At 46.2% G+C, this 20,213-nt stretch carries 24 protein-coding genes; all 24 read left to right on the plus strand.

Annotation, left to right across the window (positions count from 1 at the left end):
• The first annotated feature begins 367 nt into the window (after positions 1-367).
• The 24 genes from E1963_RS05260 to E1963_RS19595 all read left to right on the plus strand — a co-directional run bounded on the left by E1963_RS05260 (position 368) and on the right by E1963_RS19595 (position 20,208).
• Positions 368-691, plus strand: coding sequence for a PadR family transcriptional regulator (locus E1963_RS05260; RefSeq protein ID WP_066573817.1), 324 nt, complete (start codon positions 368-370; stop codon positions 689-691).
• Complete coding sequence (locus tag E1963_RS05265) at positions 688-1,374, plus strand: DUF1700 domain-containing protein (RefSeq protein ID WP_132276024.1); 687 nt, start codon at positions 688-690, stop codon at positions 1,372-1,374. The genes E1963_RS05260 and E1963_RS05265 overlap by 4 nt, the downstream gene beginning before the upstream one ends.
• Before the next feature lie 3 nt (positions 1,375-1,377).
• Complete coding sequence (locus tag E1963_RS05270; protein WP_132276026.1) at positions 1,378-2,211, plus strand: DUF4097 family beta strand repeat-containing protein; 834 nt, start codon at positions 1,378-1,380, stop codon at positions 2,209-2,211.
• Between the two features lie 47 nt (positions 2,212-2,258).
• On the plus strand, positions 2,259-2,450 hold the full coding sequence (locus tag E1963_RS05275) for a PspC domain-containing protein (protein WP_066573824.1): 192 nt from the start codon (positions 2,259-2,261) through the stop codon (positions 2,448-2,450).
• A gap of 33 nt (positions 2,451-2,483) precedes the next feature.
• On the plus strand, positions 2,484-2,612 hold the full coding sequence (locus E1963_RS21250; RefSeq protein WP_262200463.1) for a hypothetical protein: 129 nt from the start codon (positions 2,484-2,486) through the stop codon (positions 2,610-2,612).
• 3 nt (positions 2,613-2,615) lie between these two features.
• A complete protein-coding gene (locus tag E1963_RS05280) occupies positions 2,616-2,924 on the plus strand; it encodes a hypothetical protein (RefSeq protein ID WP_132276028.1) in 309 nt (102 codons plus the stop codon).
• A 261-nt stretch (positions 2,925-3,185) separates the two neighbouring features.
• Entirely contained in the window at positions 3,186-4,175 is a 990-nt protein-coding gene (locus E1963_RS05285; RefSeq protein ID WP_132276030.1) for a hypothetical protein, read from the plus strand.
• A gap of 679 nt (positions 4,176-4,854) precedes the next feature.
• A complete protein-coding gene (locus E1963_RS20460; RefSeq protein ID WP_243117582.1) occupies positions 4,855-7,764 on the plus strand; it encodes an immunoglobulin-like domain-containing protein in 2,910 nt (969 codons plus the stop codon).
• Between the two features lie 417 nt (positions 7,765-8,181).
• Positions 8,182-8,445 carry a hypothetical protein gene (locus tag E1963_RS23480; protein WP_330570702.1) on the plus strand — a complete coding sequence of 88 codons (264 nt, stop codon included), beginning with the start codon at positions 8,182-8,184 and terminating at the stop codon, positions 8,443-8,445.
• Positions 8,446-8,489: 44 nt separating this feature from the next.
• Positions 8,490-8,600: a hypothetical protein gene (locus E1963_RS23485; RefSeq protein ID WP_330570703.1), complete on the plus strand. Its 111-nt coding sequence runs from the start codon at positions 8,490-8,492 to the stop codon at positions 8,598-8,600.
• A 5-nt stretch (positions 8,601-8,605) separates the two neighbouring features.
• Positions 8,606-8,842 (plus strand): helix-turn-helix domain-containing protein, encoded by a 237-nt coding sequence (locus E1963_RS05310; RefSeq protein ID WP_132276032.1) that lies wholly within the window; start codon positions 8,606-8,608, stop codon positions 8,840-8,842.
• Between the two features lie 285 nt (positions 8,843-9,127).
• Positions 9,128-9,322 carry an alpha/beta-type small acid-soluble spore protein gene (locus E1963_RS05315; RefSeq protein ID WP_066573838.1) on the plus strand — a complete coding sequence of 65 codons (195 nt, stop codon included), beginning with the start codon at positions 9,128-9,130 and terminating at the stop codon, positions 9,320-9,322.
• A gap of 109 nt (positions 9,323-9,431) precedes the next feature.
• Positions 9,432-10,130: a WecB/TagA/CpsF family glycosyltransferase gene (locus tag E1963_RS05320; protein ID WP_132276034.1), complete on the plus strand. Its 699-nt coding sequence runs from the start codon at positions 9,432-9,434 to the stop codon at positions 10,128-10,130.
• Between the two features lie 214 nt (positions 10,131-10,344).
• On the plus strand, positions 10,345-11,433 hold the full coding sequence (locus E1963_RS05325) for a PucR family transcriptional regulator (protein WP_049730312.1): 1,089 nt from the start codon (positions 10,345-10,347) through the stop codon (positions 11,431-11,433).
• A gap of 16 nt (positions 11,434-11,449) precedes the next feature.
• Positions 11,450-12,136, plus strand: coding sequence for a cell division ATP-binding protein FtsE (gene ftsE / locus E1963_RS05330; RefSeq protein WP_049730313.1), 687 nt, complete (start codon positions 11,450-11,452; stop codon positions 12,134-12,136).
• Positions 12,126-13,034, plus strand: coding sequence for a permease-like cell division protein FtsX (gene ftsX / locus E1963_RS05335; RefSeq protein WP_066573841.1), 909 nt, complete (start codon positions 12,126-12,128; stop codon positions 13,032-13,034). Before ftsE ends, ftsX begins: the two co-directional genes overlap by 11 nt.
• Before the next feature lie 39 nt (positions 13,035-13,073).
• On the plus strand, positions 13,074-14,165 hold the full coding sequence (locus tag E1963_RS05340; RefSeq protein ID WP_243117583.1) for a murein hydrolase activator EnvC family protein: 1,092 nt from the start codon (positions 13,074-13,076) through the stop codon (positions 14,163-14,165).
• 16 nt (positions 14,166-14,181) lie between these two features.
• The gene (locus E1963_RS05345; RefSeq protein ID WP_066573845.1) at positions 14,182-15,366 is read left to right on the plus strand and encodes a S41 family peptidase; all 1,185 of its coding nucleotides are present in this window, start codon (positions 14,182-14,184) and stop codon (positions 15,364-15,366) included.
• Between the two features lie 95 nt (positions 15,367-15,461).
• A complete protein-coding gene (locus tag E1963_RS05350; protein WP_132276038.1) occupies positions 15,462-16,748 on the plus strand; it encodes a dihydroorotase in 1,287 nt (428 codons plus the stop codon).
• Positions 16,749-16,760: 12 nt separating this feature from the next.
• The gene (gene pyrF / locus E1963_RS05355) at positions 16,761-17,687 is read left to right on the plus strand and encodes an orotidine-5'-phosphate decarboxylase (protein WP_132276040.1); all 927 of its coding nucleotides are present in this window, start codon (positions 16,761-16,763) and stop codon (positions 17,685-17,687) included.
• Positions 17,680-18,453 carry a dihydroorotate dehydrogenase electron transfer subunit gene (locus E1963_RS05360; RefSeq protein ID WP_132276042.1) on the plus strand — a complete coding sequence of 258 codons (774 nt, stop codon included), beginning with the start codon at positions 17,680-17,682 and terminating at the stop codon, positions 18,451-18,453. The genes pyrF and E1963_RS05360 overlap by 8 nt, the downstream gene beginning before the upstream one ends.
• Entirely contained in the window at positions 18,453-19,355 is a 903-nt protein-coding gene (locus tag E1963_RS05365) for a dihydroorotate dehydrogenase (RefSeq protein ID WP_132276044.1), read from the plus strand. Before E1963_RS05360 ends, E1963_RS05365 begins: the two co-directional genes overlap by 1 nt.
• 12 nt (positions 19,356-19,367) lie before the next feature.
• Positions 19,368-20,042, plus strand: coding sequence for an orotate phosphoribosyltransferase (gene pyrE, locus E1963_RS05370; protein WP_132276046.1), 675 nt, complete (start codon positions 19,368-19,370; stop codon positions 20,040-20,042).
• Positions 20,043-20,055: 13 nt separating this feature from the next.
• A complete protein-coding gene (locus E1963_RS19595; RefSeq protein WP_167482114.1) occupies positions 20,056-20,208 on the plus strand; it encodes a hypothetical protein in 153 nt (50 codons plus the stop codon).
• Positions 20,209-20,213: the final 5 nt, after the last annotated feature.

Below are 20,213 nucleotides of genomic sequence, written 5' to 3' on the forward strand. Positions count from 1 at the left end.
CCTGGTTCCGGCTCTTCTTGCAGCAACGGCGTGTACGCCTGGCTGCAAACGCTTAACAACGACCAATTTGCTCTCTGTGCTGCATATATGATGCTTGTTACATTTTATTATTCAACTGACGCAGCCAGTTGCTTTATGCTGGCCAGTAACGTAACATAGCCGTCCTCGCCCTTGTTAGTAAAGTAGATAGCGGGCGGGGAGCCTCGGACGCATCGGAGCAGATGCCACCCGGCTCCCCGCCCGCGTCTAATTTACTAAAAAATATAATATGTGTTGACAAATTATATTATGCGGCATATAATATGGATATAAAAATAATATTGAAACTTACATAATATTATAAATTTACACACAGAGAGGTGATAATATGGTATTTAACACCGGAGCAGCTCTTTTAGACGCAATTGTCCTTGCAGTCGTGTCCAGAGAAAAAGAGGGGACTTACGGATATAAGATTACCCAGGATGTGCGGCAGGCGATTGATGTGTCTGAATCCACACTATATCCGGTGCTCAGGAGACTGCAGAAGGACGAATGCCTGGAAGTGTACGATCAGCAGTTTGACGGCAGGAACAGACGTTACTATAAAGTTACGGAGAAAGGGATGGCCCAGCTGAATCTGTATAGAGGTGAATGGAAGAATTATTCCAATAAGATTAATGAATTGTTTGAGGGAGGTGCTACGGCATGAATCGCATTGAATATATGACAGAATTGGCCGCATTATTACAGGATGTTCCGGTGGAGGAGCGCAGGGAGGCGATGAAGTATTACAATGATTACTTTGATGATGCGGGCGAGGAGAACGAGCAGAGAGTCATAGAAGAGCTCGGGAGCCCGGAAAAGGTTGCGGCAACAATAAAAGCCGGCCTCAGCGGAGGCGGAGATGCCGAGGGAGAGTTCAGCGAGAACGGATATTCGGATACAAGATTTGAACAGAAAGATGTGCCCGCCGGAAGGGAAGGATATACGTACGGAGGACAGGAGCCGCCAAGGACGAACCGGACATTGAAGATAATCCTCATTATCGCGATTATCATCGTTGGAGCCCCGGTTGTCATACCGGTTGCAATCGGAATTACATTAGCAGTAGTGTCATGTGTGTTTGCCTTGTTTCTCATTTTTATCGCACTTGTGATTGCATCTATCGCAGTCGTAATAGCAGGAATATCATTATTCTGTATCGGACTCGGCAATCTCGTGCCGGCACTTGCAGTAGGCCTGGCACTTGTCGGCACAGGGCTTTTGCTGGCTGTTATAGGAACGATTGCGACAGTAGGCGCGATAAGGCTTTGCATTATCGTTTTCCCGGGCATCATAAGAGGAATCGTATGGATATTTAGAAGACCATTTCAGGGAAAGGCGGTGGCGTAAGTTATGAGAAGAGGGTGGAAGATATTCTGGATAACATGTGCAGTTATTGCGGTGGCTGGTTTTGCGTGCTGCATAACGGCAATGGCACTTGGCGTCACGGCTGAGGCGATAGAGGATCGGTTCCCTAATGGATTCAGTATCGTGAAAGACAGCGAATGGCATCACGGCAAAGACACATATACCGGTGAATCAGACGAGAGCCAGACATTTGCCAATATGCAGATTCATGAAATAGATGCCCACATATCCGGCGGAGAACTGCAGGTGCTGCAGTCGGATTCGGATGATATCAAGATTGAGACATCGGGCGTCGATTCCCGTCTGAAGCTTAAGTACTACGTAGAAGACGGAGAGCTGAAGATTGAGACAAAAAAGCACATATGGGGAATAAATGGAGGGAAACATATAGGTACCATATATCTGTTCGTGCCAAAAGGATACGGATTTGATGATGTGAGCTTTGAAGTGGGAGCGGGATATCTGTATGTGGAAGACATCTTGGCCAACAGCCTTGATATAGAAGTAGGGGCCGGCGCGGCCGAAGTCAGCAGCTTCCATGCAGGCGAGGCAAGCCTGGACTGCGGGGCAGGAAAGATTACGGCAACGGGGCTGGCAGACTGGGAATTGGATATCGACTGCGGCATAGGCGAGGTTGACCTGGATGTCAACGCGAAGATGGAAGATTACAGCTATTATATCAAATGCGGTATCGGCCAGGTGGACGTAGGAGAAGAGCAGTTTACCGGACTGGGCTCCAAAAAGGCCATCGAACACGCTTCGGGTAAAGAGATGAATATCGGCTGTGGAATAGGCAAGGTAAGCGTGGACTTTTATTAGACAGATACGACAATAATGAATAGATATTGAAGAAGGAGGAATTGACTATGGAGACAAAGAGACTATATCGTTCAAGGCAGAGCCGTATGATCTGCGGCGTATGCGGAGGCATTGCAGAATACTTCAACGTTGACCCGACGCTTATCAGGCTGGGGCTCGTCCTGCTTGCCTGCACAGGTACCGGCATTCTTGCATATTTTATCGCCGCGATTATCATACCGGACCAGCCTCAGGCCTAAAACAAGAGGAGGAAAGGCGCCATATCATATAAGGTGGCCGGAACGCAGGGCAAGGATGGATGGTACAGAAGCCTAATGGCCATCGCGCCGGCGGGAGACTATGACAAGCTGAAGACCGGAAGCGGTACGGCGGACAGTATCACTATCAATGGGGAAGAGTAGGAGGTGGACATCCAGCTTGTTAAGTCATCGACCGGACGGATTACATCTGTAAAGAAGGATTCCTTCAAGAGCGATCCCAAAGCCCCGGAAGTCGTAGATCTGCAGGGTAATCCGACAGAGTGGCAGACAGAGGAAGCGGAGATATCCTTTTCTTTGAAGGACGATCTGAGCGGTCTGGCGGCATCGAGCGTCAAGATACCAAAGGGGTCCGAAGAGATTACATTTACGGAAAAAGGCGGCGTATACACGTTCCGAACATCAGGCAGCGCCAATATATCGTATATGCAGAAGATAAGGCAGGCAATGAATTAAATGAGGAGATTCTTGTAAACAAGATACAGACAGACGGGCCGGCTCCTCCAAGCGAAGAAGAAATCAATGACAAGATAACCATAGGGGGGCGATCCGGATAACGAGGATGGAAAGCCGGCAGACCCGGATGGGTGGTATACGGATAACGATATCGTCATCAACCTGGAAAACCCGGTACCCGCGCCTGGAGATATAAAGAAGGAATATCACTATAAGATATGGAAGGAAGGAGATGACCCTGATTCCGCCAGAGAAGAGACCGTGGGAAACGGGAACCAGCCTTCCATAAAAGAAGACGGGATATGGCATGTGGAGATCTGGCTGGAGGATGAGGCAGGGAATATCTCACCGTCCGTCACCAAGACAATCATGGTAGACAGTACGGCCCCGAATGCGGACAGCAGGGAAGATCATCTGGTTCTCAGGAACGGCGGGGTATCCGGAGGCGGGATAAGCCTGGACGACGCGACAAGCGGGATAGATCCGGCGACCATCCGGATACAGGACCCGGGCATGGCGGCGGTGGCTGCGCAGATCCGGGAGAAGGACGGCACATATACGTGCAGCTTCCAGGTATCGTCCGGTGGAATCTATCAGCTGTCCTGTAAAGATAAGGCGGGAAATACATTACAATTTGAGATAACTGTTACCGCGCTGAATGCTTCCGTAAATTGTACCGGAGGCATACAGGCCGATTCGGACAGGGACAAATTGTTAGAGGCAGTAGATCTGTCCGGATATAACAGTGGCGAAACAGTAAACCTGCTGCTGAACCTGAGCCCTTTACAGGCAGCGCAGCTGGACGCACGACAGAATCAGGAGTTTCAGAGCCTGGCGGGCAGTGAGGCAGATATATATTACTTCGACGCCAGTATGACAAGAAGCATGCAGAACCATGACGGCCAGACGGAAGAAGCCATTTCAAAGCTGGACAATCCTATACGGATTAAACTTGCAATACCACAGGAAATCAGAGGAAACTATGAATACCATCTATACAGGGAGCATGACGGCCAGTTTGGAGAACTGCCTGTAAACCTTGAGGATGACAGGGAAAGCCTTACATTTGAGACAGACGGCTTCTCTATATATGCCCTGTGCTATACAGAGGTGAAAGAGCAGGCCAGGCCGGTTGTGAAGAAAACAGATGCGCCGCCCACCGGCGACGGTGCCAATATAGCATTGTTTATCATATGTACAGGATTGATGCTCATCCTCATATTGAGGATATCGTACCTAAAGAATAAATAATTCAGTTGGAACTAAATTATATATGTCTTTTTGACTATCTTTTTATATCTTCTCAAATGTCCGAATAGCCCCGTTTTATCAGCTATTCGGGCATTTTGCTTTTGTGGTAAACCTCACATATCAAGGTCTAACAAGCGGAAGGAATACGTATCGCAAAGGAAAAAGGCGTGCAATTTGGCCGACCAAAGCATGATTTCCCAGAACAATTTGAAGAAATTTATCAACTGTGGGAAACTGGTGAAATCAGTATGCGTGAGGGTGGACGACGACTAAATACCCATCACACAACATTTGCGAGGTGGATAGCCCGTTATCAACAACAAAAGGCATAAAAAGTAGACTTTCTACGCCACTTCTAAACTTAAGTTTTTTGTACTGATTTAAGTTTAAAACCGCTGTTTTTATCCAAATTTATCCTATAGTAAATGATAACACATACGGCACAAAAAGTCTGCTTTTTGTGCCGTTTATACTTCTACCATTCTATCCTTTTATCCTAATGTGAATATCATAATCAACAATGAGGGGAGGTTGAGAGCGAGATAAAGGCAAAACGAAAATTTTTTGTAATGGGAAATTGGGAGAGCGAACCAGAAAAACAGTGGCTCATGAAAATGCAGGGTTTGCCCTATCTGGTTCAAGACCTCCAAAAAATGAATAATTAAAAAGGAGAAAAAAGATGAAACCAAAAAAAACAAAAAGCATTCTCGCCTGCATGCTTATCTTATGTATGGTCTTTGGTATTCAATCTAATCTTGCTTTCGTTTTCGCACAAGAAAATGATGATAGCATAGGGCAAGAAAATATAACTGACTATACGACAGACATGATAGATGGCACTGATACAACAGATGATACAACTGGTGCAATAAAGGACGACACCAAAGATACAGACATTACAAGCAAAGATGGTGTGAACACAAAATCAGAGAGTGAACCTGTGAAGATGAACAATAGTATTGCTCCTGCAAGTGAAAAAATCCCACAGTCTGTTGGTGCGGTGGTAGACAGTGAAACGACTATCACTAGTGATACTACGTGGAGCAAAGAAACAATACTGACAGAAAATTTAAAAGTAAATCCTGATGTTACTTTAACTCTTGGAGCAAATGTGACTATCTCTGGAAATATCACTATCTCTGGTGGAGGTACTATCAAACGTGATACAAATTATACTGGGATATTGATTTCTGTACCCGCAGGCTCTAGTCTTACACTTAACAATATTACTGTGGATGGTGGTGCAGTCTGGACAGGTGAAACAGACTTGATTGTTCAAAGAGGAATAGAAAACGAGGGCATAGTAGCTCAAGACCCATTGCTTGATTGTACGGGTAGTTTGATTGCGGAAAACTCCATTTTTCAGAATAACGCTAATGAAAAAAAGGAAGGAGGAACTGGCGCTATATCAATTTCAATAAGAGAAAACACACAAGAAAAAGGAAAACTATCCATGACGGATTGCATAATCCGAGACAACTTTGGCGGAGGTTATGGTGCTGGAATTTATGCAGCAAAAGAAACATCAGTTGACCTAGTTTCTGTATCTGTGTATGGAAACTATGGAAATAGTGGTGGCGGTGTATTTTTTCATGGAACTGTTTTGTTAAGTGATATTGATATTTACAATAATTATGCCAATTATGGCGCTGGACTTCGAGGGGGAACTGGTGCAAATATCGAATTTAAGAGCGGTCATATCCATAATAATACCGCTGAAATTAAAGGTGGTGGTGTTTGGACATGGGGCGGACAGACCCTGACATTACAAAAAGATAGTAAAATTACCAATAATACCGCATTGGGTTCGAAAATTGGATATGACGGCGGTGGTGGCATATATGCCGAAAGAGGTTCGAATGTGATTATGAACGGCGGTGAAATATCAAATAACACGGCTGATGGTGCAGATGGCGGAGGTATCCGTGTTGCATCTGGAAGCACCTTTACGATGAATGACGGCACCATTTTAAGAAATACAGCTAAATCATCAGGTGGCGGGATACATAATTATGGTTTCTGTTATTTTTTTGGTGGTTCTATAATTGAAAATACTGCTACTAAATATGGTGGCGGTTATTATGCATGCTCACTATTTCAAGGGACAGTATTCGATGGAACCTCGATAGAAAATAATAAATCTGGCTTAGGTAGTAACAATATTTGCTTTGCTACCACAAAGCCTAATAGTAGTGCAATATCGTACTACGACATTCCCAAAATTGGAGCTAATGCCAAAGCGATTGATTTTACAGTTCTTACAAGAGTACAATCTACGGATAACAGTTCTACAGACAATCTGTTCAGCGAAGATGTAGTTACATATTTTTCATTCACACCATACGAATCTGTAGATTTGACAAAAATAGCGCCTCTTATCCGATACGATATGAAATATCAGGGAGCAGATTTAGTCCCTTATGTGACCGACGACAATACAATTCGGTTCATACCAGTTCATTTTAACGGTGGTAGGTACACAGAAGATTGTGAATTCTCAGTGAATCAGTTAGCTATCCCCTTCAAAGAAGGCTACAAATTCGATGGTTGGTACACTAAGGACGGTACAGGCAATGATTGGGGTAATGTAGTTACTGGAACACCAGTCGCAGGTAATATCTACTACGCAAAATGGTCTGAAAAAACGTCTATATCCATTTCTTTCAGAGATGAATTAGATTTGAATAAAATCTATGATGGAAGTACTGTATCGTTATCAAAAAATGATTATATCGTGACAGAGAGTGCAGGAAATGTAACCTTTGCTTATCAAGTAAAAGATGGCGACAAATGGAAAGATATTTCTTCTACTCCGATAAATGCTGGCACATATCGAGTGAAAGCAATTGTTGCGGAAAATGATACTCATAAGCGAGCAGAAACAGACTGGAAAGAGTTTATAATCAGCAAGGCAATGCCGACTTATGAAGTACCAACTAACTTGACAGCTGTTGTTGGACAGACACTTGCGGAGATAACATTGCCAGAGGGATTTGTATGGCAAGACGATACAACAACTTCTGTTGGAAGTGCTGGAATAAATACATTTAAAGTGACATATACGCCAAAAGATACGGCTAATTACAATACTATAACAGATATTGAAGTTATTTTGACCGTCAATCCAAAAATGGAAGAATTAAACGCAATTCCAACCATCAATGCCAGTGATAAGACATTGACAGTCGGTGATACATTTGAAGCATTAGATGGTGTTACCGCTTCGGATAAAGAGGACGGCGATATTACAGAAAAAGTGGAAGTATTAAGCAATGATGTAGATACCTCAAAAGCAGGAACATACACAGTAATATACAAAGTTACAGATAGTAAAAGAGCTTCTTCTACAAAAGTAATTACTGTTACTGTCAAGGAAAAAGACACACAAAAGCCAACAATAGACGACAACAAGAAACCGTCTGCAACAGATACAGATAAGAAACCAGCAAGCACAGATAAACAGACAACGTCTAATAGCCCTAAAACTAGTGATAGTACCAATATGACAACATGGGCTGTATTGATGTTCTTATCTCTTGGTCTGCTAACTGGCGTATTCATAGTAAGAAAATCACGCAAAAGCATATAAAGACTGTAAGGAATTTTATGGATAGAGATATTTTGAGGATATGAAGATAGAAACGGGGTGTACTTATATTTCAGATTTACCTTATATCAAATAAACAGTAAAGAAGAAATTGTTTGAATTTCCGTTTGACCTTTACTCTAAAGAACAGCTTCAAGAATTATGTGACTATGTGTTTCGTGACAATGGAGCAGTTTATCAATCTCTTATGATGAAATACCACAAAAACAGCAAATACAATTAAGTTTGCAGGAAAAGATATACAATCAAATATCACTTTAATAGGCTCGTACAGACTATATGTTTTGTACGGGCTTTTTATATACCTCTTTTCTGCATTTTCAGAAGTTATAAACAAATATTTTCGCTATGAAATATTCCGTTTGTATAGTTTGGCTCTTGCAGAAAGGAGATGAGATTATGGGAACCTCTTCTTTCGAGCATATCGTCAGATTACAAATTAATGCTTTGATGATGATTGTAATTAAAGGTGCATTATCAAGTCATAGAAGACAGATTGCTAGGCGTTCAAAACATGAAATACTAATTTGTGAATTGCCTGAAATGAAACAAATTGAACATGGTATGAATGATGAATATTCTTGCGATTTTGTATCGTTTCAAGTTATGCATTTTGTAATTTATGTAGCTGATGAAGAATTAAGTACAGCATTGAAAAATTAACAGAGAAACAGCGTAATGCTATCTTGTTGCATTTCTTTCAAGGCATGAACGACAGAGAAATCTCAAAATTGTATCATGTATCACGTTCAGCTATCAATAGCAGACGGGATAGAGGACTAAGAAAATTACAGAAGTTATTGAATGAAAGGGAATAGGAAAAATGAAAAAAGATTATGGTTATCCCTCTTACGACCTTATTTGCAGAGCGTCTAATGGAGATGAAAAGGCAGTCAGAGGAATTTTAGACTTTTACAACACTTATATCTCTAAAGTATGCTTGCGTCCATGCTATCATGCAAATGGTACTGTAAATATGCAGGTTGATGAAGAATTAAAAGGTCAAATTCATACAGAAATGATGAAAGCCATTTTAAGGTTTGAAGTCAGAGAGAAGTAGTCAAGTGGTTTGAAAAAGGGAGATACACAGTTTCATTTCATGTGCTATCTCCCTTGTGGTTTATATTGTCATATCAGGGCTCTTCAATCGTGGTAAATTCGTGGTAAAATGAATGTTTTTCAATTTTGAAATTGCTTATAAACGTAGTGTTTATAGGGATAATTCAAAATCTTATATAAAATTTATAGGACATAATATACATAGGGGTCTGACCCCTATGCAAATTCTGTATATTTTCAGAAAACTTGTCAATACTCTCTAAAAATGAAAAGGAGAGTTTTGACTATGTCTGGGAAGAAGAGCAAACCAATTAACCTTCAGGAACTTACCGATGAAGAGAAGATAAAGTATGAGATAGCGGAGGAGCTTGGCCTTCTGGATAAGGTGATGGCAGACGGCTGGAAATCGCTGTCGTCCAAGGAGACGGGGCGGATCGGAGGCCTGATCACGAAGAAGAAGCGGGAGAAGGAGAAAAAGTAACAGAAATATTACGAATATTAATAAGTGTGAACAATTGCCGACAAAGGTTGAAAATCCAATATCCTTTTGCTATAATCGAAAAACTGGAATAACATGATAAGGTGAGCATATGAACGATAAGATTAGCGTTTTAGATATTGATATTGACAACTATACTGCAAAAGAAGCGATGAAGGAGACGGTCCGCTATTTGGAATCAGATCCTGTCAATGTCGTGGAACTGGTGACGGTTGACGGACTGATGCAGATGGATGAGGTGCCGGAGCTTAAGGATGACATACGGAAGTTCGACCTCGTGCTTGCAGGTGACAAGACGATACTGGAGGCAGCAGACATTACGGACAGAAGAACCATACAGGAGACAGAAGGACATGTGTTTATGAAGATGTTCTTCCGTTATATCCATAAGAACCACAAAAGAGTATATCTGCTTGTAGAGTCTGAAGAGGAAGGAGAGCACCTGTACAATTATCTGGAGCATTCCTACAGCGGTTCCCAGATCATCGGACTGGCCAAAGTATCGGCCCAGAACCGGGCGGACGATATGCTTGTCAACGCCATCAACGGGGGAGAGGTTGACTGTGTGATCTCCATATTGTCATCGCCGCTGCAGGAAGAATTTATCGCCAAGAACCGGGGGATACTCAACACGAGAATCTGGATGGGCCTTGGCAAAGGGATACTTCCGGTTGGCAGGCCCGGCTTCGGTCAGGGCAGGATAACGCAGTTCCTTATGAAGAGAATCTTTAAGAAAGAGATAGAAAAAAGGAAGAGGGATATGAGCGAAGCGCTGGTGTCCGCGAAATAAGAAGAATATAAGAATTTATTTTTGGTAACAATGTACATGGTATAGAATGTGAAAATTATATGAAAAGTTGAGGAAATTAACAAAAAACTGTTATTTCCTCTTTCTTTTTTTGTTGATATATATTAATATAGATTTTAGTAGTATGCGTTTTAGGGCTTTGAAAGCTTTTTTTGTTGTGAAAAATGCATATTGAAATGAGTGGAGGAGATGGAATATGATATCTAATCAAATACTTCAAAATACAATTGAAGGATTGAAAGGGATTACGAGGATTGACTTCTGCGTGATGGACACCGACGGTAAATCTCTTGCAAGCACTTTTTCAGAACAGGAGAACTATGAGGAAGAAGTAGTATCCTTCGTAGAATCCCCGGCTGACAGCCAGGTTGTCCAGGGATATCAGTTTTTTAAAATCTTTGACGAACACCAGTTGGAATATATTTTACTTGCCAACGGGGGTGGAGATGATGTATATATGGTAGGGAAGATTGCTACGTTCCAGATTCAGAATCTTCTTGTGGCTTACAAGGAGCGCTTCGATAAGGATAACTTCATCAAGAACCTGCTGCTTGACAACCTTCTGCTGGTGGACATCTATAACCGTGCCAAAAAGCTACATATCGACACGGAGGTGAGGCGTGTTATCTTTATCATAGAGACAAAGCACGAAAAAGACAGCAATGCGCTTGACAACGTGCGGACTCTTCTTGGCAACAAGTCTAAAGATTTTGTGACGGCTGTAGATGAAAAGAACATCATCGTCGTAAAAGAACTGGAAGCCAATGACGGACATGAAGAACTGGAAAAAGTGGCAAAGGAGCTATATGAGCTTCTGAAAGAAGACGGTGAGGAAGAGATTCTTATCGCCTATGGCACCATCGTCAATGACATCAAAGAAGTATCAAAATCCTACAAAGAAGCAAAGCTTGCTTTGGATGTAGGCAAGATATTCTTCGGTGAGAAGAATATCATGGCTTACAGCGCGCTTGGAATCGGCCGGCTGATCTATCAGCTTCCCATTCCTCTGTGCAAGATGTTCATCCGCGAGATTTTTGAGGGGAAATCACCAGATGATTTTGATGAGGAGACACTGACGACTATCAACAAATTCTTTGAAAATAATCTGAACGTGTCCGAGACATCGAGACAGTTGTATATACACCGTAATACATTAGTGTACCGGCTGGATAAATTACAGAAAAGCACAGGACTTGATCTGCGCGTATTCGAGGATGCCATAACATTCAAGATTGCACTCATGGTAGTGAAATACATGAAGTACATGGAGTCCTTGGAGTATTAGTAATCAGGAGGAGAATATGATTGAATTAAAAGAAGTGACGAAAGAGTACTCAAAAGGGGTTGCAGCCCTCAATGGCATCAATCTGAAGATTGACCAGGGCGAATTTGTATTCATAGTCGGCGACAGCGGTTCGGGCAAATCGACGCTGATACGTCTGATTATGAAGGAACTTGATCCTACTTCAGGCACCATTGTCGTAAACGGACAGAACCTGAACAGGATGAAGCACAGGAAGATTCCGATGTACCGCAGAGGGCTAGGTGTCGTGTTCCAGGATTTCCGTCTTTTAAAAGACAGGAATATCTACGAAAATATAGCATTTGCACTGCGGGTGACGGAAAAGCCTACCCGTGTGATCAAAAAGAAAGTTCCGGCGGCATTGTCGCTCGTCGGGCTGGCGCAGAAGTATAAGTCTTTCCCGAAGGAACTGTCCGGCGGAGAGCAGCAGCGCGTAGCCATTGCCAGGGCGATTGTAAATGAGCCTGCCATACTGCTGGCAGACGAGCCGACCGGTAATCTGGATCCCACCAATTCATGGGAAATTATGAAACTTCTAGAAGAAGCGAATGAGAGAGGGACGACCGTACTGGTTGTTACTCATAACCAGGAGATTGTAAACGAGATGAAGAAGCGCGTTGTTACGATGAAGAAGGGTGTCATCGTCAGCGATGAGAAAAAAGGTGGGTATAGTAATGAGAATTAGCACAGTTGGATATTCGATGAGACAAGGGGTCAAGAACATCCGCAGAAATAAGATGTTTTCCATTGCATCTATCGCCACTATGGCGGCATGTATCTTTCTGTTCGGACTGTTCTATTCCATTGTAATAAACTTTAACTACATAGTAGACAAAGCGGAAGAAGGAGTGGCGATCACCGTGTTCTTCAAGGAAGATGCCACACAGAGCCAGAAGGATAAGGTCGGAGAAGACCTGAAGAATGCTGACGGCGTTCTAAAGGTTAACTACATCAGCGCGGACGAGGCGTGGGATAAGTTCAAAGATGATTATTTCGGGGAATCCGGCGACCTTGCGGAAGGATTCAAAAGCGACAACCCGCTGGCCAATTCAGATAACTATGAAGTATACATGTCAGACGTGTCAAAGCAGAAGGACGTGGTATCCTACGCGGAAAGCCTGGACGGCGTCCGTAAGGTCAACAAGTCCGATGTTGTGGCGAAGACGCTCACGAGCGTGAACAAGCTTGTCGGTTACGTGTCCGCGGCTATTATCGTCATCCTGCTTATCGTGTCGGTATTCCTTATCAGCAACACGGTTACGATGGGTGTCACGGTGCGGCGGGAAGAGATAGCGATTATGAAGTATATAGGGGCCAAGGACGGATTCGTCAGGTCGCCGTTCGTAATCGAAGGCCTGCTCATAGGGGTGATTGGTGCGGTACTGCCTCTGATTCTGCTGTATTTCCTCTACAGCAAAGTGATAGAATACATCATGGTCAAGTTCAGCCTGCTCAACAATATAGTAGACTTCCTGCCGGTAATGCAGGTATATAAGACGTTGCTTCCTGTAGGCCTTGCTTTGGGAGTAGGCATTGGTTTCCTGGGAAGCTTCGTGACAATCAGAAAACACCTTAAAGTATAATATCAAGGGGGGATACTTAAGATGCGAGGGAAGAGAATAATGAGTGTGCTGCTGGTAACGGTTCTCTGTATGGGGATGGCGATACAGGTGAACGCTTCAAGCATCAGCGACACGAAGAAAAAGGCAGAAGAACTGGAATCTAAGAAGAAAGCGGCAGAGAGCGAGAAGGATTCTCTGGCGGCCCAGCTCGATTCGATCGTGGCCGAGATGGAAGACACAAAAGCCAAGATTGATCAAAAAGAAGCTGAGATTGAAAAGAAAGAAGAAGAGCTGATTCAGGCAAAGGTCGATGAAAATGACCAGTACGAGAGCATGAAGAAGAGGATCCAGTATATGTATGAAAATGGAAACTCCCAATTCATAGAGATTCTCGTGCAGTCGAAGAGCATCGGTGATTTTCTGAACAATGCGGAGTATATCACGACCATATCCGAGTATGACAGAAGCATGCTCGTACAGTTCCAGGAGATTGTCAAAGCGGTCGAAGAGCAGGAAAAGGCACTGCAGGAAGAATACGATGAGCTTGAGACGATGCAGAACGACCTGATTGCCAAGCAGGACAGCGTGAACACCATGCTGGAGAGCAAGAATGCGGAGATCAGCCAGCTGGAGAGTGAGATAGGCGCTACCGCCGATACGCTTGCGAAGCTGGAGGCTGCCGCGGCTGCAGCGGCACGTAAGCAGGTAGAGGCCACGCAGACATACAATGGCGGCAGTGCAGGAGCGTCCGTCGTGTCAGGCAACGGTACATTTACACATCCTTGTCCGGGATATAGTTACATATCCAGCGAATTTGGCTGGAGGCCTCAGCCGATTCCGGGCGCAAGCTCCAACCACAAAGGGATGGACTTTGCCGCGGCTACGGGAACGCCGATATATGCGGCGGCAGGCGGAACCGTGGTATCCGCAGGCTACAGCGGCAATGCGGGCAACCTCATAATAATCAACCATGGCGGCGGCCTGCAGACATATTACATGCACTGCAATAATATCTATGTAAGAGCAGGGCAGAGCGTTAGCAAGGGACAGAACATCGGTGCGGTAGGAAGTACAGGCAACTCTTCCGGCCCGCATCTTCATTTCCAGGTGATGTCAGGCGGAACGCCGGTCAACCCGCGTAATTATTTATAAGAACAGGACTCGTATCATGAAGAAAAACAAGGGATTTATCAAGGGGGCGCTCTGTGGCGCCCTTGCTGTATTATTAGTTGCAGGGCTTGTATCCTGCGGAAGCAGATTACACAAGGCGTCAGCCGGAAAAGAAGAAGTCGTGGACAGCGAGACAGAGCAGAAGCTGGAGATGCTCCAGCAGCTCATCGACGGCAGCTATCTCGGAGATGTGGATGAAGACGCGCTCCAGAGCGGAATATACAAAGGGTATATCAACGGCCTTGCGGATCCGTATTCCGTCTACTATGACAAAGAGGAGACGGAGCAGCTCCTTGAGACGACGTCAGGAGAATACAGCGGCATCGGCGCCGTATTGAGCCAGAACAGAGAGACCGGCATCATCACCATACTGCAGGTATATGACGACTCCCCTGCGCAGAAAGCCGGCATCAAAGATGACGATATCCTTTATAAGGTGGAAGGCGAAGAGGTGACAGGTGTGGATCTGACGGAAGTCGTTTCCAACATCAAAGGTGAAGAAGGTACGGAAGTCAAGATGACCGTATTGAGAGGCGATGCCAATGACGAAGTAGAGGTGACTGCGGTCAGGGGCAAGGTTGAGGCGCAGACCGTCAAGTATGAGATGAAGGACGGCGATGTGGGCTATATCCGCGTGTCAGAATTCGATTCCGTCACATATGACCAGTATAAAGCGGCCATCGAAGATCTGGAAAGCCAGGGGATGAAAGGCCTCATCGTGGATCTGCGGAACAATCCGGGCGGCAATCTGGCTACCGTGTGCGATATGCTTGACCTGATGCTGCCGGAGGGGTTGATCGTATATACCGAAGACAAGGATGGGAACCGTTCGGAAGAGACATCAGATGAGGAGCACCAGTTCAAGCTTCCGATGACCGTGCTTGTCAACGGCAACAGCGCCAGCGCATCCGAGATATATGCAGGTGCGATTCAGGACTATGGCCTCGGCGAGATCATCGGAACCCAGACTTACGGAAAAGGTGTCGTGCAGCAGATATTCGACCTGAAGGACGGTACTTGCGTGAAGCTGACAATCGCTGAATATTTTACGCCAAAAGGGAGAAACATTAATGGAAAGGGCATTACTCCGGATGTTGAGGTAGAGTACGAGGCAGACGAAGCCGATCCAGAAGCGGATAACCAGCTTGACAAAGCACTGGAAGTAATAAAAGGCAATATGTAAGTAGAAGGGGAATGTCTGTTTGGCATTCCCTTTTAATTTGCCTTGTGCTAAAATAAAACATAGTATGTACTTTTAGAAGCAGAAAGGAAGCATATATGAAAATATTGATTCAGAACGGGCATGTCATCGACCCGCCGACAGGCAAAGACGGCATATATGACGTGATGGTAGAAGAAGATAAAATAATCAGGGTAGAACGGCAGATAAAGGAAGAGGCAGACCGGATCATTGATGCGACAGGCTGCTATGTCATGCCGGGATTTATCGACATGCATGTACATCTGAGAGATCCGGGATTCACGTATAAGGAGTCGCTGGCAACCGGGGGACAGGCTGCGGTAAAAGGAGGCATCACTACGATGTGCGCCATGCCGAACACGAAGCCGGTCATCGACGACAGGGAGAAAGTAGAGGATGTGCACGCAAGGGCGGCCAAGGATTCTCCTGCCCATGTGATTCAGCTCGGTGCAGTGACGAAAGGCCAGATTGGCCGTGAGCTGGCTGATATTGAAGGAATGGCGGCGGCCGGCTGCCATGCCATAAGTGAAGATGGCAAGTCGGTGATGAATGCGTCACTCTACCGCAAGGGGATGAAGAAAGCGAAAGAGTGCGGCATCTCCGTGTTCGCACACTGTGAGGATATCACGATGGTAGAAGGCGGTGTCATGAATGCGGATGAGAACGCAGAGCGTCTTGGCCTGAAAGGGATCACCAATTCTGTTGAAGACGTCATCGTGGCAAGAGATATCCTGCTCGCCAAAGAGACAGGCGTGCGGCTCCACCTGTGCCACTGCTCCACCGCAGACAGCGTGGAGATGGTACGGCTTGCCAAGGAGGACGGGCTCCCTGTCACCGGTGAAGTGTGCCCGCATCACTTTATACTGACGGCGGACGACATACCGGAAGATGACGGGAACTATAAGATGAATCCACCGCTTCGGGGCAGAGAAGATGTGGATGCCCTGCGGGAAGGGCTGAAGAACGGGATTATGGATGTCATAGCTACGGACCATGCTCCTCATTCAGAGGAAGAGAAAGACAGATCCATGGCGGAGGCGGCATTTGGCATCGTAGGTATAGAGACATCAGCGGCATTAACGTATACAGAGCTTGTAGAGCCGGGGATACTGACCATGACGGATATGGCAGAAAAGATGAGTACGAACCCGGCCGTTATACTCGGACTGGAAGACAAAGGGTCTGTATCAGAAGGAAAGGCCGCAGACATCGTTATATTTGACACGAGACGGGAATATACGATTGATAAAAATGAATTTGCCTCAAAAGGCAGGAACACGCCGTTCCATGGGCGTAAAGTAAAAGGCCAGGTCATGTATACGCTGGCCGGCGGGACGGTCGTATATGAAAGTGAGATACGATAGGAGGAAGACGAAGTGATTAATCAGTTAGTGTCTAATATCAAGAAGACAGGAGCACCGATCGTAGTCGGCCTGGATCCGATGCTCGGCTATATACCTGAGCATGTACAGAAAAAGGCTTACGCAGAATATGGCGAGACGCTCGAAGGGGCAGCGGAAGCAATCTGGCAGTTCAACAAAGCCATTGTAGATAATACGTACGATCTGATTCCCGCGGTCAAACCACAGATTGCCATGTATGAGCAGTTCGGAATCCCCGGGCTTGCCGCATTCAAGAAGACGACAGATTACTGTAAGGAAAAGGGGTTGGCTGTCATCGGGGACATCAAGCGCGGAGATATCGGTTCCACGTCGAAAGCATATGCAGTGGGACACCTCGGCAGAGTTCAGGTCGGGAACAAGACGTTCGCTGCGTTTGACGAGGATTTTGTAACAGTCAATCCATATCTTGGTTCCGACGGCGTCAATCCGTTCCTCGATGTGTGCAGAGAGGAAAAGAAAGGCGTATTCGTGCTCGTTAAGACATCGAACCCATCCAGCGGCGAGTTCCAGGACCAGCTGGTCGGCGGTCGTCCGATATACGAACTCGTAGGAGAGAAGGTGGCTGCGTGGGGAGAGGAACTTATGGGAGACGATTACAGCTATGTCGGCGCGGTCGTCGGTGCGACTTACCCGGAGATGGGCAGAGTCTTACGCCGTATTATGCCGAAAGCTTATATCCTCGTGCCGGGTTACGGGGCACAGGGCGGCAGAGGAAAAGACCTTGTGCATTTCTTTAACAAAGACGGACTTGGTGCTATCGTGAATTCTTCCAGAGGCATCATAGCGGCGTACAAACAGGAGCAGTATGCACGGTTTGGAGAGGCGAACTTTGCAGATGCCTCAAGAGCCGCGGTTAAGGATATGATAGATGATATAAAAGGAGCGCTGGAACATGAGTAAATATAAAGGACAGGCGGCGGTCATCTTTCAGGAGCAGATTGCCACAGACATCTACAGCCTGTGGATTGAGGTTCCGTGCATGGCGTCGGAAGCAAAGCCCGGACAGTTCCTGTCTCTGTATACACAGGACGGGAGCAAGCTGCTGCCGCGTCCGATAAGTATCTGCGAGATAGACAAGCTGCAGGGGAGACTACGGCTCGTATATCGTGTGACTGGGAAAGAGACAGGTACAGAGTTGTTTTCCCGCCTGGAATCAGGAGATACGCTGGAAGTGATGGGCCCTCTCGGCAACGGCTTTCCGCTTGAGAATCCGGGAAGGGCGTTCCTGATTGGCGGCGGCATCGGAGTACCTCCTATGCTGGAGCTTGCCAAGCAGCTGCCGGGTGCCAAGCAGATTATCGCGGGATATAGGGACGAGCTGTTTCTGACGGAAGATCTGGAAAGATATGGGGAGCTCTATGTGGCTACGGAGGATGGCAGCGCAGGCACGAGAGGAAATGTGCTGGACGCGGTGCGTGAGCACGGGCTTGCTGCGGATGTCATCTATGCCTGCGGTCCGGCGCCGATGCTCCGGGCTCTTAAGGCATATGCAGAAGAATACGGAATTGTCTGCTACATATCGCTGGAAGAAAAGATGGCATGCGGGATCGGGGCATGTCTTGCCTGCGTGTGCCGGTCGAAAGAGACCGACAGCCACAGCAACGTGCATAATAAGCGGGTCTGTAAGGACGGGCCGGTATTTTTGTCTACGGAGGTGGAGATCTGATGGATACAAAAGTGAACCTAGCAGGCGTGGAGCTTAAGAATCCGGTAATGACAGCATCAGGAACGTTTGGCTCCGGGGAAGAATACAGCGAATTCGTGGATCTGAGCCGTCTCGGTGCAGTCGTTACGAAAGGCGTGGCAAATGTACCGTGGCCTGGCAACCCGGTACCACGGATTGCGGAGACGAAGTCTGGCATGATGAATGCCATCGGACTCCAGAATCCCGGAATCGATGTATTCTGCCGGCGTGACATACCTTTCCTGAAACAGTTTGATACAAAGATTATTGTCAATGTGTGCGGAAAGACGATGGAAGATTACTGTGAAGTAGTGGAACGTCTGGGGGAAGAAGAGGTGGATATGCTCGAGATAAACATATCGTGCCCGAATGTCAAAGAGGGAGGCATCGCCTTCGGACAGAATCCGAAAGCGGTGGAAGAGATTACGGCCGAGGTCAAGAAGCGTGCAAAGCAGCCGGTCATCATGAAGCTGAGCCCTAACGTGACAGATATCACCGAGACGGCGAAAGCGGCGGAAGCCGGTGGGGCAGATGTACTGTCGCTGATCAATACGCTGACCGGGATGAAGATAGACATTCACAGGCGCGCGTTCGCGCTGGCCAATAAGACCGGAGGCCTGTCCGGGCCGGCTGTCAAGCCGGTTGCGGTGCGGATGGTCTATCAGGTGGCTAACGCGGTAAAGCTCCCTGTCATCGGCATGGGCGGAATCGAGACGGCGGAGGATGCCATAGAGTTTCTTCTCGCCGGAGCTTCGGCCGTGTCTGTGGGTACCGCCAATTTTTATAATCCTTCTGCAACCGTTCAGGTGGCAGAGGGGATTGAGGATTATTTGGAGCGGTACGGCTTTGAACACGTATCCGATCTGACAGGACTTGTAAAGTAGAGGAGGTTCAATATGGAACAGTATAAGGAAGAGTTTATCGAGTTTATGATCGATTGCGAAGTGCTTAGATTTGGAGATTTTGTGACAAAGAGCGGCAGAAATACGCCGTTTTTCGTAAATACTGGCTTCTACCGGACAGGAGCACAGCTTCGTAAGCTTGGCGAATACTACGCGAAGGCGATAGAAAGCAGCTTCGGCCTTGCGTTTGACGTCCTGTTCGGGCCGGCTTATAAAGGGATTCCGCTAACGGTAGCCACAACGATAGCCATCAGCGAATCTTATGGCAGAGACATCCGGTACTGCTCGAACCGTAAGGAAGTGAAGGACCATGGAGACAAGGGGATTCTTCTGGGCAGCCCGATAATGGACGGGGACAGGGTCGTTATCATCGAAGATGTGACGACCGCAGGAACCTCTATACAGGAGACGCTTCCCATTATCAAGGCACAGGGCAATGTGACGCCGTTGGGCCTTGTCGTGTCGGTGGACCGTATGGAACGCGGCCAGGGTACGAAGAGCGCTCTTGCGGAAATAGAAGAGAAATACGGTCTGAAGACGACAGCTATCGTCACGATGGAAGAGGTGACAGAACATCTCTATAACAGGCCATATAAAGGAAAAGTTATCATCGACGATACATTAAAATCGGCAATTGATGCATATTATAAACAATATGGCGTGAAGTAGCAGGAGGTTTCTTATGAATGAAAAAGCATATAAAACCATGAGTTTTGCAGGGGCGGCCGGTATAGCCACCGGTATCGTCATGATGACTGCCGCAATCGCGGCAGGCGTGATTATGATTGTGAGTGGGGCACGCTTGTTAAAAGATAAAAAGGGGCTTACATTTTAGCCTGC

This window comes from Extibacter muris, from assembly GCF_004345005.1.
GTDB lineage: Bacteria > Bacillota > Clostridia > Lachnospirales > Lachnospiraceae > Extibacter > Extibacter muris.